Origin of the sequence: Streptomyces sp. NPDC048288 (assembly GCF_043201555.1) — a bacterium.
Lineage (GTDB): Bacteria > Actinomycetota > Actinomycetes > Streptomycetales > Streptomycetaceae > Streptomyces.
This window is the reverse complement of sequence record NZ_JBICZD010000022.1, coordinates 63,567-77,304: the sequence shown is the minus strand read 5'-3', so window position 1 is coordinate 77,304 and position 13,738 is coordinate 63,567. Positions and strand designations below refer to the sequence as shown.

Sequence of the window (13,738 nt, the reverse complement as noted above, 5' to 3'; positions counted from 1 at the left end):
GGGTGAGCGGTGCGGTTCCCGCCGTGGTTCACGCCCGCAGGCGCAGGCCGCGCGGGGTCGCGATGAAGCCCGCTCCTTCCAGGAGGACGCCCAGGGGGGAGGTCAGGGCGGAGGCGCCGTTGACCCGCTCCACCGTCACGGTGCCGAGGGTGCCCGCGCGGGCGGCGGCCGCGAGGGCCTCGGCGGCCGTGCGGAGCCGGGGGTCGTCGGTGGCGGCCGTGTCCGGGGCGGAGGGCCAGGCCAGCAGGGTCTTGCCGCCGCGTTCCATGTAGAGGGTCAGCTCGCCGTCCACCAGGACGACCAGCGAGCCCGCCTTGCGGCCCGGCTTGTGCCCGGCGTCGGTCGGGGGCTCGGGCCAGGACAGGGCGGCGCCGTAGGCGTTCGCGGGGTCGGCGGCGGCGAGGACCACGGCTCTGGGGTCGGGGGCGGCGGGGGTGCGGGTGCGGTGGTCGCCGTAGGCGTACGGGTTGGCGGGACCGCCGCCTCTCGGGCCGCCGCCTCGGGGACCGCCGTAGCCAGGGGGCGTGAAGGGGTCGGCGGGGGCGAGGTCCTTGGGGGAGACGTAGTCGCCGGGGGCGGTGCGGGGCTCGGGGGGCCAGGTGAAGTCGCCGTCGAGGTCGGAGAGTTCGGTGAGTTCGGGGAAGTCGGCGCCGTCGAAGGGACCGAGGGGTGTGAAGGGCGCCTCGGTGTCGAAGGGGGTGGGAGTCGTGGATGCCGTGGAAGCCGTAGGACGGTTGTTTCCGAAGCCGGTGCCGGGCAGGGCCTCGCCGCGGTCGCGGGCGTTGGACACCGCGCGCAGCCGGTCGACCGCGCCGTCCATCGCGAACTGGGCCGCGCCGAGGCCCTCGACGACATAACCCCGGCGGGCCTGGCCGCTCTCCTCGAACGCCGACAGGATGCGGTACACCGCCGAGAAGCCGCCCTCGACGCCCTCCGCGGCGACCGCCCCCCGGGTGACCACGCCGTGCCGGTCGAGGAGGGTGCGGGCCAGGGCGTGGGCGCGCACGGTGGTGTCCGGCTCGCGCTGCGGCAGCAGCGACCAGCGTCCGGCGACGGTCGGCGGGCCGGTCCGGGAGGCGGTGCGGGCGGCGGCCGTCAGGGAGCCGTAGCGGCCGCGCGGGACGGTCCGCTTGGCGCGGTGGGCCGTGGAGCCCGCGGTGCGGCCCGAGCCCAGCAGGGAGCGCATCGGGGCCAGGGTGTCGTTGGTGAGGCGGCCGGACCAGGCCAGGTCCCAGAGGGCGTCGGCCAGTTGGGGGTCGGTGGCGTCGGGGTGGGTGGTGGCACGGACCTGGTCGGCGATCTGGCGGAAGAACAGGCCGTAGCCGCCGGAGAGGGCGTCCAGGACCGACTGGTGCAGTGCGGTCGGTTCCAGGGGGTGCGGGGGCGGCAGGAGCACGGGCGCCGCGTCCGCCAAGTACAGGGAGACCCAGCCGTCCTTGCCCGGCAGGGCACCCGCGCCCGCCCACACGACCTCTCCGGCGGCGGTCAGTTCGTCGAGCATCGAGGGCGTGTAGCCCGCCACGCGGGACGGCAGGACCAGCTTCTCCAGGGCCGAGGCCGGGACCGACGCGCCCTGCAACTGCTCCACGGCGCGCACCAGTCCGTCGACACCGCGCAGCCCGTGCCCCTTGCCGATGTGCTGCCACTGCGGCAGGAACTGGGCGAGCGCCGCCGGTGCCACCGGCTCCAGCTCGTGCCGGAGCGCGGCCAGGGAGCGGCGGCGCAGCCTGCGCAGGACCGCCGCGTCGCACCACTCCTGGCCGATGCCCGCCGGATGGAACTCGCCCTGTACGACCCGGCCGCCCGCGGCGAGCCGTTGCAGGGCGCCCTCGGTCACCGCCGCCCCGAGGCCGAAGCGGGCGGCCGCGGTGGCCGACGTGAACGGGCCGTGGGTGCGCGCGTACCGGGCGAGGAGGTCGCCGAGCGGATCCTTCACGGGCTCGGTGAAGGCCTCGGGGACGCCTACCGGCAGGGCGGTGCCGAGGGCGTCGCGCAGCCGGCCCGCGTCCTCGATCGCCGCCCAGTGGTCGGTGCCGGCGATCCGGACCTTGATGGCCCGGCGGGCGCTCGCCAGCTCCTGGGCCCACTGGGGCTCGGCGCCCCGCTCCACCAGCTCGGCGTCCGTGAGCGGGCCGAGCAGCCGCAGCACGTCGGCGACACCCTCGGGGTCCTTGATCCGCCGGTCCTCGCTGAGCCACTGGAGTTCGCGCTCCAGCTCGGTCAGGACGTCCGCGTCGAGCAGTTCGCGCAGCTCCGCCTGGCCCAGCAGCTCGGCCAGCAGCCGGGAGTCCAGGGAGAGCGCGGCCGCGCGGCGCTCGGCGAGCGGGGAGTCGCCCTCGTAAAGGAACTGGGCGACGTAACCGAAGAGGAGGGAGCGGGCGAAGGGCGACGGCTCCGGGGTGGTGACCTCGACCAGGCGGACCTTGCGGGACTCCAGGTCGCCCATCAGCTCGACCAGGCCCGGGACGTCGAAGACGTCCTGGAGGCACTCGCGGACGGCCTCCAGGACGATCGGGAAGGACCCGAACTCGCTCGCCACCTGGAGCAGTTGCGCGGCGCGCTGGCGCTGCTGCCACAGCGGGGTGCGCTTGCCGGGGTTGCGGCGCGGCAGCAGCAGCGCGCGAGCGGCGCACTCCCGGAAGCGGGAGGCGAACAGGGCCGAGCCGCCGACCTGGTCGGTGACGATCCGGTCGACCTCGCCCTTGTCGAAGGCGACGTCGGCCGCGCCCACGGGGGCCTGCTCGGCGTCGTACTCCGTGCCGGCCTTCAGCGGGGCCTGGTCGAGCAGGTCGAGGCCCATCAGGTCGGCGTCCGGCAGCCGCAGCACGATGCCGTCGTCGGCGTGCATGACCTGGGCGTCCATGCCGTACCGCTCGGACAGCCGGGCACCGAGGGCGAGCGCCCAGGGGGCGTGGACCTGGGCGCCGAAGGGGGAGTGGACGACGACCCGCCAGTCGCCCAGCTCGTCCCGGAAGCGCTCCACGACGATCGTCCGGTCGTCGGGAATGTGGCCGCAGGCCTCGCGCTGTTCGTCGAGGTACGACAGCACGTTGTCCGCCGCCCACGCGTCCAGGCCCGCCGCCAGCAGGCGCAGGCGGGCGTCGTCCTTGGGGAGCGCGCCGACCTCGCGCAGGAACGCACCGACCGCGCGGCCCAGTTCGAGCGGACGGCCCAGCTGGTCGCCCTTCCAGAAGGGCAGGCGGCCGGGCACGCCGGGGGCGGGGGAGACCAGGACGCGGTCCCGGGTGATGTCCTCGATGCGCCAGGAACTGGTGCCCAGGGTGAAGACGTCGCCCACCCGGGACTCGTACACCATCTCCTCGTCCAGCTCGCCGACCCGGCCGCCGCCCTTCTTGGGGTCGGCGCCGGCGAGGAAGACGCCGAAGAGGCCGCGGTCCGGGATGGTGCCGCCGGAGGTGACGGCGAGGCGCTGGGCGCCCGGGCGGCCGGTGACGGTCCCGGCGACCCGGTCCCAGACCACGCGCGGGCGCAGCTCCGCGAACGCGTCCGACGGATAGCGGCCCGCGAGCATGTCGAGGACCGCCGTGAACGCCGACTCCGGGAGCGCGGCGAAGGGGGCCGCGCGGCGGACCATGGCGAGCAGGTCGTCGACCTGCCAGGTGTCCAGCGAGACCATCGCGACCAGCTGCTGGGCGAGGACGTCGAGAGGGTTGGCCGGGACCCTCAGGGACTCGATGGAGCCGGTGCGCATCCGCTCGGTGACCACGGCCGCCTGCACCAGGTCGCCGCGGTACTTGGGGAAGACCACGCCGGTGGAGACCGCGCCGACCTGGTGTCCCGCGCGGCCGACGCGCTGCAGGCCGGAGGCGACCGAGGGCGGGGACTCGACCTGGACGACCAGGTCCACCGCGCCCATGTCGATGCCCAGTTCGAGGCTGGAGGTGGCCACCACGGCGGGCAGCCGGCCGGCCTTCAGGTCCTCCTCGACCAGGGCACGCTGCTCCTTGGAGACCGAGCCGTGGTGCGCGCGGGCGATGACCGGCGGGGCGCCCTGGGCCGCGCCCGAACCGCCCATCATTTCGGCGGGCGAGTGGTGTTCGTCCAGGGGCTCGCCGGTCAGGCGCTCGTAGGCGATCTCGTTGAGCCGGTTGCACAGCCGCTCCGCCAGCCGGCGCGAGTTGGCGAACACGATCGTGGAGCGGTGCGCCTGGACCAGGTCGGCGATCCGCTCCTCCACATGCGGCCAGATCGACGGCTTCTCCGCGCCCTCGCCGCCGTCGGTGGCAGGGGACCCGCCCAGCTCTCCCATGTCCTGCACCGGGACGACCACGGAGAGGTCGAACTCCTTGCCGGACCTGGGCTGGACGATCTCCACCTTGCGGTGCGGCGAGAGATAACGGGCCACCTCGTCGACCGGGCGGACCGTCGCCGAGAGGCCGATACGGCGGGCCGGTTTCGGCAGCAGTTCGTCCAGCCGCTCCAGGGAGAGCGCGAGATGCGCGCCGCGCTTGGTGCCGGCGACCGCGTGCACCTCGTCCAGGATCACCGTCTCGATGCCGGTCAGCGCGTCGCGTGTGGCCGACGTCAGCATCAGGAACAGGGACTCGGGGGTGGTGATCAGGATGTCCGGCGGCCGGGTGGACAGGGCGCGGCGCTCGGCGGGCGGGGTGTCGCCGGAGCGGATACCCACCCTGACCTCCGGCTCGGGCAGGCCGAGCCGGACGGACTCCTGGCGGATGCCGGTCAGCGGGCTCCGCAGGTTCCGCTCGACGTCGACCGCGAGGGCTTTCAGCGGCGACACGTACAGCACCCGGCAGCGCTTCCTCGGGTCGGCCGGGGGCGGGGTGGCGGTCAGCTGGTCCAGGGCGGCGAGGAAGGCGGCCAGCGTCTTGCCGGAGCCGGTCGGGGCGACCACCAGCACGTCCGAGCCCGCGCCGATGGCCTGCCACGCGCCCGCCTGGGCCGCGGTGGGCGCGGAAAACGCCCCCGTGAACCAGCCGCGGGTCGCGGGGGAGAAGCCGTCGAGGGCTCGGTGAGCGGATTTCGCCATGGGTCCATCCTGCACCCGGCCACTGACAAGTGGGGCTGACCTGCGGAGATGTCCTCGGCTTCGCCTTCGGGGCTGTGTGTTCCCACCGGCACCACCCGTGACGGTCTCGTCGTCGGGCGCGGGTGGCCCCCGTGGGGCGGACACGCCGTCGGCGGCTGCGCGAAGAAGGGGGTGGGGGAGAAGCGGCTGGGCGGGGGCGGGGGGGCTCAGGGAGGCCGGGTAGGAGCGGGGGATGTGGTTGGGGGCGGTCGCGGGGGTGTGCGGTCGACAATGGGTGTATGGCGGGAGCGGACGAGCAGGCGCGGCACTGGCGGTATGAGGCGTTGCCCGGTGTTGATCTGTTGCGTGCCCGGTATGTGCGTAAGACGTTCGTTCGGCACACCCATGAGCACTTCGTGATCGCCGCCATCGCGGACGGTGTCGAGGTCTTCCACCACCGGGGCTCCGACGTGTCCGCGGGAGCGGGGGCGCTCGCGCTGGTCAACCCGGACACCCCGCACACCGGGCGGGCCGGGGTGCCCGAGGGCTGGCGGTACGGGGCGGTCTACCCGGCGCCGGACCTCGTCGCGGGGATCGCCGCCGAGACCACCGCGATCCGGGGCACCCCCGGCTTCGTCAGCCCCGTGCTCGACGACCCGTACAGCGTCGCCCTCGTGCACCGGGTGCTGCGCGCCGCCGACGAGGGCAACGCGCTCGCCGCCGACACCCTGCTGCGGGTCGCGGTGACCCGGCTGCTCCGGCTGAACGGCGGCCCGCTGCCGCAGCGGCAGGTCCGCACCGCCGGCGCCAGGCTCGCCGCACGCGCGCGTGCCGTGCTGGAGGAGCGGATGGCCGAGCCGCCGACCCTGGAACGGCTCGCCCGCGACCTCGGCACCAGCCCGTTCGCGCTGCTGCGGGCGTTCCGGGACGCCTACGGCATGCCGCCGCACACCTGGCTGACCGACGCGCGGGTGCGCCGCGCCCGGCTGCTGCTGGACGCCGGCACGGCACCCGCCGAGGCGGCCGTCGCCGTCGGCTTCACCGACCAGCCGCACCTCAACCGGCACTTCGCGCGGATCGTCGGCGTCCCGCCGGGGGCCTACCAGCGTGAGCGCAAGAACGTACAAGACGCGCGGGACGCCCGTCCGTAGCGTGCTGGGCGTGGCACAGCAGACAGCAGCACTCGCAGACATACGTGGCGAAGGGGAGCCGAAGCCGGACTCCGCCGTCGTCAGGGACGCCCTCGGAGTCGGGGTCGCCGTGGGACTCTCCGGGTTCGCCTTCGGGGTGACCTCGGCCGGCAGCGGGCTCGGCCTGCTCCAGACCTGCGCGCTCAGCCTCCTGGTGTTCACCGGAGCCTCCCAGTTCGCCCTGGTGGGCGCGCTCGCGGCCGGGGGCAGCCCGCTCACCGCGGCGGCCGGTGCCTTCTTCCTCGGGGTGCGCAACGCGTTCTACGGGCTGCGGCTGTCGCAGGTCCTCGCCCTCCCGCGCGCGGTGCGGCCGTTCGCCGCCCAGTGGGTGATCGACGAGACCACCGCGGTGACCCTGGCCCAGCCGACGCGGCGCGCTGCGCGGATCGGCTTCACGGTCACCGGGCTCAGCCTGTACGTGCTGTGGAACCTCACCACCCTGCTGGGCGCGCTCGGCGCCAAGGCCGTCGGGGACACCGACGCCTGGGGCCTGGACGCGGCCGGCCCCGCCGTCTTCCTGGCGCTGCTCGCCCCCATGCTGCGAGGCACGACGGAGCGCGCGGTCGCCGCCCTCGCGGTGCTCCTGGGCCTCGGGCTGCTGCCCGTGCTGCCCGCGGGCGTACCGGTCCTGGTGGCCGCGCTGGCGGCGCCGGCCGCACTCTTCGTCTCCGGCCGCCGGTCGGACCCCAGCCACGACTGCGCGCTCGACGACGCGCCCGGCGACGCATCCAGCGAGGCATCCGGTCAGGCACCCCACGACGTATCCGGTCGCGTATCCGGTCAGGCACCCCACCCCGCATCCGGTCAAGCGTCCGGCCAGGTTCCCGACGGCGCACCCGAGGAGACCCGATGAACGTCTGGATCGCGGTCGGCGCGACCGCCCTCGGCTGCTACGTGGTCAAGCTCGTCGGGCTGCTGGTGCCCGCGGGCGTCCTGGAGCGGCCGGTGGTGCGGCGGCTGGCCGCCCTGCTGCCGGTGGCCCTGCTCGCCGCCCTCACGGCTCAGCAGACGTTCGCCGACGGGCACGCGCTCGTGCTGGACGCCAGGGCCGCGGGGCTCGGGGCGGCCGCCGTGGCGCTGGTGCTGCGCGCGCCCTTCCTGGTCGTCGTCGGTGTCGCCGTGGTGGTCACGGCGGGACTGCGCGCCCTCACCGGCTGAGAGATCCGTCACCCCACGAAGCGGCCGTACGCCTTGAGGGTGCGCAGGGCGTCGATGGTCACCATGGGGCGGGCCTCCAGGACGGCGGCCGGCGCCCACTGCCGCCAGCGGACGGGCCAGCCGCCGTCCGCCGCCTGCTCCGCGGCGAGGAACTCCAGCGAGCGGTCCATCTCCTCGTCGGTGAACCACGCGCGCGCGAGCGAGTTCGGGGTCCTCGCGAAGTCGTGCGGGAAGTGGTGTTCACCGGGCGCGTAGCCGGGCGCGACCGGGTACGCGCCCAGCCGCGCCGGGTCCAGCGCGGCCAGCCGGTGCTCGCGCACCAGGCGGCCCAGCCGGTCGGCGGCCGCCTCCGCGCGCGGCCGGTCGGGTGCGGTGTCCAGGAAGGCGACCGCGGCCTCGACCTCGTAGGGGTGCGACTTCTCCAGCGCATCCACCGCCTCCCAGCAGAAGTCGGTGGCCCGGAACAGCCAGGCGTGCCACACCTCGTTGCGGTGCAGCAGACCCACCACAGGACCGGTGGCCAGGAGTTCGCTGGGCGGGTCGTCGACGATCGGGATGAACGGGGCGGCCGGATAGCCGCGCTGACTCGGATGGATCGCCGGCAGGGCCCCGTCCGCCGTGGAGACGGCCGTGAGGTAGCGGCACACGCGCTCCGCCCGCTGGCCGCCGCAGCGCCCGATGGCGTCCAGGACGCGCAGCGCGTGCCCGGTGGACAGCGGCTGGCTCACCGGACCGCGCAGATCGGGCTCCAGCGCGTGACCGTATCCGCCGTCCTCGTTGCGGTAGGCGTCCAGTGCCGTCTCCACCGGATCGGGGCCGCCGTTCAGGAAGTGGTACGAGAAGAGCCGCTGCTCCAGCACGCGTGCGGTGAGCCACATGAACTGCTCGGCGCGGAACAGCGGGGAGTGCGCCGGGGGCGCAGGGGGGAGTGGGGAAGCTCCGGTTTCGGCCATGCGAAAGACCGTAGGGCGGAAAGCGGTCTCGGCAAGCGCTCCCGGGCAGGGCCCACTCTCAGGGGCGGGATACTGGTGTCATGCGGTTGACGGTCTTCTGGCAGCGGATGGCGGAACACTTCGGTTCCGGGTACGCCGACACCTTCGCGCGCGATCATGTGATGACGGAGCTCGGCGGGCTGACGGTGCACGAGGCGCTGGACTCGGGCTGGGAGGCCAAGGACGTGTGGCGCGTGGTCTGCGCGGTCATGAACGTTCCGGGAGAGAGGCGCTGACCGTGCACGGAGATCGGATACGGGCCACGCGTTGTCAGTGGCGTGGGCGAGACTTGCACCGTGGCACCCACTGACGACGACGGGCGCACCGCCCAGGACACCTCCCCGATCGACACGACGCCGCCCGCCGCACCCCCGGCCGCCGGCGCCGCGCCGGGGAGTGCCCGCATGCCGCGCTGGCTGCCGCGCGCCATGGTGCTGGCGCTCGCCCTCGTCGCCGCGTTCCAGCTGGGCAACTGGGCCTTCCACCAGCTCACCGGCCTGCTGATCAACATCCTCATCGCGTTCTTCCTGGCGCTGGCCATCGAGCCCGCGGTGAGCTGGATGGCCTCCCGCGGCATGCGCCGCGGGTTCGCGACCTTCCTGGTCTTCCTCGGCCTGGCGATCGCCGTCGCGGGCTTCGTCACCCTGCTCGGCTCGATGCTGGCCGGACAGATCAACAAGATCGTCGAGGACTTCCCGGACTACCTTGACTCGGTCATCAACTGGGTCAACGAGACCTTCCACAGCCAAGTGAGGCGGGTCGACGTCCAGGAGGGACTGCTGCACTCCGACTGGCTGCGCAAGTACGCGCAGAACAGCGCGGCCGGGGTGCTCGACGTCTCCGGGCAGGTGCTCGGCGGCCTGTTCCAGCTGCTGACGATCACGCTGTTCGCCTTCTACTTCGCCGCCGACGGCCCCCGGCTGCGCCGCACCCTGTGCTCCGTGCTGCCGCCCGCCCGTCAGGCCGAGGTGCTGCGCGCCTGGGAGATCGCCGTCGACAAGACCGGCGGCTATCTGTACTCGCGCGGTGTGATGGCGCTGATCTCCGGCATCGCCCACTACATCCTGCTGGAGGCCCTGGGCGTGCCGTACGCGCCCGTGCTGGGCGTCTGGGTGGGCCTGGTCTCGCAGTTCATCCCCACCATCGGCACCTATCTCGCGGGCGCCCTGCCGATGCTGATCGCGTTCACCGTCAACCCGCTGTACGCGGTGTGGGTGCTGGTGTTCGTCGTGATCTACCAGCAGTTCGAGAACTACATGCTCCAGCCCAAGCTGACCTCCAAGTCCGTCGACATCCACCCGGCGGTCGCCTTCGGCTCGGTGATCGCGGGCACCGCGCTCCTCGGCGCCGTCGGCGCGCTGATCGCCATCCCGGCGGTCGCCACGCTCCAGGCGTTCCTGGGTGCCTATGTGAAGCGGTACGACGTCACGGACGACCCCCGGGTGCACGGGCACCGTCGTCGTGGCGCGGGCGGCCCCGGGCTGCGTACGCGCGTGCGGCGGCTGATATGGCAGCGGCCGGTCGAGGAACCCGAGGAGAGCTCGGTCTGACGGCCGCCGCGATCAGTAGGTGAGCACCGCCCATACCCCGGCCGCGCCGACGGCGGCCGTGTAGCAGCCCACCGCCGTGGCCACGATCCGCCACCGGACCTGTTCGCTCCATGGGGTGCGGGACAACAGCCGGGCGAGCGCCGGCAGGACCAGCACCGCGTGCAGGCTGACCCCGTGCAGCGGCTTGAGCGGGGCCGTCGAGCCGTAGGCCGCCTCCTGGTGCCCGGTCCGGACGAGCACGACCCCGCGCGCGATCATCGCGGCCCCCGAGACCAGCGCCACCAGCAGGATCGCGAACCCGGACCGCACCGCGAGCGCCATGCCGACGGGACCGGCCGGCCGCCGCCGGAAGGACGCGACGGCGAAGACGGTGAGCAGCACCACCAGTACCCCGCCGCCCACCGCGAGCGTCATCGACACCGCCGTGTCGAACGGTGTCTCCATGTCGAGATGCGAGGGCACCCGCCGCCATGCCTGCAGGGTGATCCCGCCGACCTCCACCACGCAGTCGGCGGCGAACACGAGGAGCAGCACGGTGCGCAGCCGCTCCCCGATCCTCAGATACGAGGTGACCCAGGTGACCGCGATCAGGGTCAGCCCGAAAGAGAGCCCGAACGTGACCGGCTTGCGCCAGGAGACCGGCCCGTACCAGGGGCCGCCGTCCACCGCGAACACCACCAGGTGCGCCAGGCCGGAGAGGACGAGGAGCGCACCGGTCGCGTGACAGAGACGCTCGGCGGGGCGGACCCCGGGCAGGGCGTTCGACGGTGGTTTGCGGGTCGGTGTCCGCACGGGCGAGGGCATGCGCCCAGCCTCCCGGGAGCCGGCCGCGCGGTCGTCGTCCGGCCGAAGACAGCCGCCGTACGCCTTGAGGAGTACGGGAGCGGGGGCGATCAGGAGACCGTGGCGGCCGGCGGGGTCCAGCGCCGGGTGCGCGGCACCGTGTCCGGGACGCCGTAGTCCTTCTTGAGGTGTTCGGGGATGGCGTAGTGCATGACACGGCCGCGGGTGAGGGAGGACAGTTCGAGGACGGTGGTGAGGTGGCCGAGGCGGTCCAGGGCCCAGGCACCCAGCGGGGAGCGGTCCTCGATGGTCTCCAGGACGCCGAGGAGGTGCGGTACGGCCTTGACGACGGTGTCCCACGGGGTGCGCGGCACCTCCAGCCAGTCCGCGCAGGTGCCGCCGACCAGGTGGCGGATGAGCGCTGAGACGATCGGGTCGAAGAAGGTGCCGGGGACGACCTCCTCGTAGAGGTCGATGAGCTGCCGGGTCAGGACCGCGCCCTCCTCGGAGGGGCCCATGTACCGGACCATGTACAGATCGAGGAAGGCGCGCGCCTCGTCGAGGGTCTTCGGGACGGCCTCCTGGTCGACGCCGAGCATGGCGCCCACCACCCGCCACGCGTAGTAGTACGCCTCCGCGCCCTCCGTGGACAGGTGGATGCCCAGCCGGTGCAGGCTGTCGAGGACCAGCATGGAGAAGAACATCTGCCCGCCGATCATGTCCTCCTGGCAGATCGGCGTGCCGAGCGCCTCGGTGTCCCAGCGGTTCTCACGCCTGAGGTGATGCCGGATCGAGGCGTGCAGTAGCCGCACCTTCTGGGCGGCCGGGACGAAGCGGCTCCCGGCCTCGAAGGCGTCGGGCCGCATCAGGTAGACGGTGAACTGGCCGGTCTCCGCCATCCGCTTGGAGGGGTACTTCAGCCCGTGGGTGGCCGACAGCAGCTTCGCCACGCGCGGGACGACGTAACAGGCCGGCATGGAGGCGAAGGAGAGCGCGGTCGAGATGTGCACGTTGTTGTCGATGAAGAACAGCCGGGCCTTCTCCATCTCGCCCCAGTCGACCCAGGACGGCGGGACCCGGGTGGCCTCCAGGTACTCCCGCGCGACGTCGGGCAGCCCGTCCGGCAGCGGCGCGCCGGCGGTGGAGACGTACCGCATCAGGGTGTTGAACGTGCCCACCTCCCCGCGCTCGAAGAGGGTGGCGACCGTGGCGTCGGCGAGTTCGTCACCGGCGTCCCGCAGGGCGTCCATCGAGGCCTCGGTGTGGATCACGGCAGGGCTCCTTGTCTTCGTCTTCGTGGGCGGGAGAACGCGGGCGGGAGAAGGGGCAGCGGCGTCAGGACCGGCGGACCGTGGCCGAGTGGGCCAGTGCGGTCAGGGCGCCGGCGGCCGGGGGCGGCACGTCCAGGTCGTGCAGGGCGTCGAGCGCCGTCGCCACCCGTGCGCCGATCATGGCCTCGATCCGGTCGGGCGCCCCGAGCCGGCACATCACCTCGCGGACCACGTCCAGGCCGTCCGCGTCCAGGTCACGGCTGCCGAGCAGCGCGCCCAGCCGCTCCCGGTCGTCGTCACGGGCGAGCCGCCAGGTCTCCGCGAGCAGGGCGGTGGGCCGGTGGCCGCGCACGTCGTCGGCGTTGGCCTTGCCGGTGTGCTCCGGGGCCCCGAACAGGCCCAGCAGGTCGTCGCGGAGCTGGAACGCCTCGCCCAGCGGCAGCCCGTACGCGGAGTACCCCTCCCGCAGCCGGTCGCCGGCCCCGGCCAGGGCGCCGCCGATCAACAGGGGCTGCTCGACGGTGTACTTGGCGGTCTTGTAGCGGATCACCTTCAGCGAGGCCGTGGTGTCCGGACCGGCCCCGGTGCGCAGGATCTCCAGGCACTCGCCCGCGATCAGCTCCCGGGCCAGCACCGACCACAGGGGGCGGGCCCGGGCGAGGTAGGCGGCGGGCAGCCCGCAGGCCGCGAACAGCTGCCCGGCCAGCGACATCAGCAGATCGCCCACGAGCATCGCCAGCGCCCGCGCGGTGTCGTCGGCGCCCGCGCGGCCGCGTACGGCGGTGCGCAGGGCGATGTGTGTGGTGGGGCGGCCGTGCCGCAGTGGGCTGTCGTCGATGAGGTCGTCGTGTACGACGGCGGCGGCGTGCACGAGTTCCATGGAGGCCGCCGCCCGTACCAGCGCGTCGCTGTCCGGCTGGCCCACGGCACGCCAGCCCCAGTAGCAGAACGCCGCCCGCAGCCGTTTGCCGTCCGCGACCGCCGCCTCCAGCTGCTCGGCCACCGGGCCCAGCAGCGGGTCGACCGCCGCGAACCGGTCGGCCTCCTCGGCGACGAACCGGCGCAGTACCTCGTCGACACGGTTCTTGAAGCCGGCCGGATCCCACCGGTCAGTCATCGGCTGAGGTCCGCCGGGCGAGGGCGTGCCGGGCGAGGATCTCCAGATGGGCCGGGGGGACGCTCGCGTACCGGTCCAGGACCAGGCGCCCCCGCGCGGTGAGGTCGTGCTCGGCCTCCGCCGCCAGCGCGGCGGTGTCCGAGCGGCGCAGCAACCCGCGCAACGTTCCGAAGGCGGTGCCCACCGTGCTCACCGCCAGGTCGGCGAGCCCCGCCGCCAGCAGCAGGGCCTGCTCGTCCAGGCCGCGTCGTCCCGTCCCACGTGTCATGCGTTCTCCCCACCCACGGCACCCGGCGGCGGCGCCGCTCACCGGCCGCCTCTTCGAGCATCACGGCACGGAGGCCGCGGGCACGCGGAAACTCACGATCGGGTGAACGCCGTTTCGGACACCGCGGGGCACGTGGCGAGCACGCTGCCGTGCCGTGCGCCGTGAACGCCCGCTCCCGACCCGTGCGCCGGGGAGTGCGCGGCGGGTGTGCGCGGTGCGGGGAAGTACGGGAGTACCGCGTGGTGCGCTTGACACGAAAATCGAACATCCATTCTTATGGAGGCTCCGGCGGTACTCACGACGGGGATTCCAGCGGTAGTTGGGAACGGTTTCGTCCGTTACATCCCCGAGTTATCCACAGGCCGGACCGGCGTCGGGGCGCATTGTCAGTGGCAGGCGTTAGCGTCTTTGACGTGAAG

11 protein-coding genes are annotated in these 13,738 nt (G+C 73.7%); 5 read left to right on the top strand and 6 right to left on the bottom strand.

The features are described 5' to 3' along the window. Window positions 1-28 precede the first annotated feature (28 nt). Complete coding sequence (locus ACGFZS_RS46615; RefSeq protein WP_393800288.1) at window positions 29-5,011, bottom strand: ATP-dependent helicase; 4,983 nt, start codon at window positions 5,009-5,011, stop codon at window positions 29-31. 278 nt (window positions 5,012-5,289) lie between these two features. On the opposite strand from ACGFZS_RS46615, the gene ACGFZS_RS46610 reads away from it, so the two are divergent. Genes ACGFZS_RS46610 through ACGFZS_RS46600 form a run of 3 tightly spaced genes read left to right on the top strand, consistent with a single transcriptional unit; the run spans window position 5,290 to window position 7,338 of the window. After that, window positions 5,290-6,141, top strand: coding sequence for an AraC family transcriptional regulator (locus ACGFZS_RS46610; protein ID WP_393800287.1), 852 nt, complete (start codon window positions 5,290-5,292; stop codon window positions 6,139-6,141). Between the two features lie 10 nt (window positions 6,142-6,151). Next, window positions 6,152-7,033, top strand: a complete 882-nt coding sequence (locus ACGFZS_RS46605) for an AzlC family ABC transporter permease (protein WP_393800286.1) — start codon at window positions 6,152-6,154, stop codon at window positions 7,031-7,033. Beyond that, window positions 7,030-7,338 (top strand): AzlD domain-containing protein, encoded by a 309-nt coding sequence (locus ACGFZS_RS46600; RefSeq protein ID WP_393667253.1) that lies wholly within the window; start codon window positions 7,030-7,032, stop codon window positions 7,336-7,338. The genes ACGFZS_RS46605 and ACGFZS_RS46600 overlap by 4 nt, the downstream gene beginning before the upstream one ends. 8 nt (window positions 7,339-7,346) lie before the next feature. On the opposite strand, the gene ACGFZS_RS46595 is transcribed toward ACGFZS_RS46600, so the two are convergent. Then, on the bottom strand, window positions 7,347-8,291 hold the full coding sequence (locus tag ACGFZS_RS46595; protein ID WP_393800285.1) for a hypothetical protein: 945 nt from the start codon (window positions 8,289-8,291) through the stop codon (window positions 7,347-7,349). Window positions 8,292-8,371: 80 nt separating this feature from the next. On the opposite strand from ACGFZS_RS46595, the gene ACGFZS_RS46590 reads away from it, so the two are divergent. Beyond that, a complete protein-coding gene (locus ACGFZS_RS46590; RefSeq protein WP_393800284.1) occupies window positions 8,372-8,566 on the top strand; it encodes a DUF3046 domain-containing protein in 195 nt (64 codons plus the stop codon). A gap of 60 nt (window positions 8,567-8,626) precedes the next feature. Further along, window positions 8,627-9,880: an AI-2E family transporter gene (locus tag ACGFZS_RS46585; protein WP_393800283.1), complete on the top strand. Its 1,254-nt coding sequence runs from the start codon at window positions 8,627-8,629 to the stop codon at window positions 9,878-9,880. A 12-nt stretch (window positions 9,881-9,892) separates the two neighbouring features. On the opposite strand, the gene ACGFZS_RS46580 is transcribed toward ACGFZS_RS46585, so the two are convergent. The 4 genes from ACGFZS_RS46580 to ACGFZS_RS46565 form a co-directional block, all read right to left on the bottom strand. Beyond that, on the bottom strand, window positions 9,893-10,684 hold the full coding sequence (locus ACGFZS_RS46580; RefSeq protein ID WP_393800282.1) for a hypothetical protein: 792 nt from the start codon (window positions 10,682-10,684) through the stop codon (window positions 9,893-9,895). 89 nt (window positions 10,685-10,773) lie between these two features. Next, complete coding sequence (locus ACGFZS_RS46575) at window positions 10,774-11,934, bottom strand: oxygenase MpaB family protein (RefSeq protein ID WP_393800281.1); 1,161 nt, start codon at window positions 11,932-11,934, stop codon at window positions 10,774-10,776. A 64-nt stretch (window positions 11,935-11,998) separates the two neighbouring features. Next, window positions 11,999-13,051: a polyprenyl synthetase family protein gene (locus tag ACGFZS_RS46570; protein WP_393800280.1), complete on the bottom strand. Its 1,053-nt coding sequence runs from the start codon at window positions 13,049-13,051 to the stop codon at window positions 11,999-12,001. Beyond that, window positions 13,044-13,319: a polyprenyl synthetase gene (locus ACGFZS_RS46565; RefSeq protein ID WP_365686392.1), complete on the bottom strand. Its 276-nt coding sequence runs from the start codon at window positions 13,317-13,319 to the stop codon at window positions 13,044-13,046. The genes ACGFZS_RS46570 and ACGFZS_RS46565 overlap by 8 nt, the downstream gene beginning before the upstream one ends. Between the last annotated feature and the right edge of the window lie 419 nt (window positions 13,320-13,738).

Coding starts and splice junctions, on each gene's coding strand:
- ACGFZS_RS46615 (WP_393800288.1), bottom strand. CDS start 5,011: ATGGCGAAATCCGCTCACCGAGCCCTCGACGGCTTCTCCCCCGCGACC.
- ACGFZS_RS46610 (WP_393800287.1), top strand. CDS start 5,290: ATGGCGGGAGCGGACGAGCAGGCGCGGCACTGGCGGTATGAGGCGTTG.
- ACGFZS_RS46600 (WP_393667253.1), top strand. CDS start 7,030: ATGAACGTCTGGATCGCGGTCGGCGCGACCGCCCTCGGCTGCTACGTG.
- ACGFZS_RS46595 (WP_393800285.1), bottom strand. CDS start 8,291: ATGGCCGAAACCGGAGCTTCCCCACTCCCCCCTGCGCCCCCGGCGCAC.
- ACGFZS_RS46590 (WP_393800284.1), top strand. CDS start 8,372: ATGCGGTTGACGGTCTTCTGGCAGCGGATGGCGGAACACTTCGGTTCC.
- ACGFZS_RS46580 (WP_393800282.1), bottom strand. CDS start 10,684: ATGCCCTCGCCCGTGCGGACACCGACCCGCAAACCACCGTCGAACGCC.
- ACGFZS_RS46570 (WP_393800280.1), bottom strand. CDS start 13,051: ATGACTGACCGGTGGGATCCGGCCGGCTTCAAGAACCGTGTCGACGAG.
- ACGFZS_RS46565 (WP_365686392.1), bottom strand. CDS start 13,319: ATGACACGTGGGACGGGACGACGCGGCCTGGACGAGCAGGCCCTGCTG.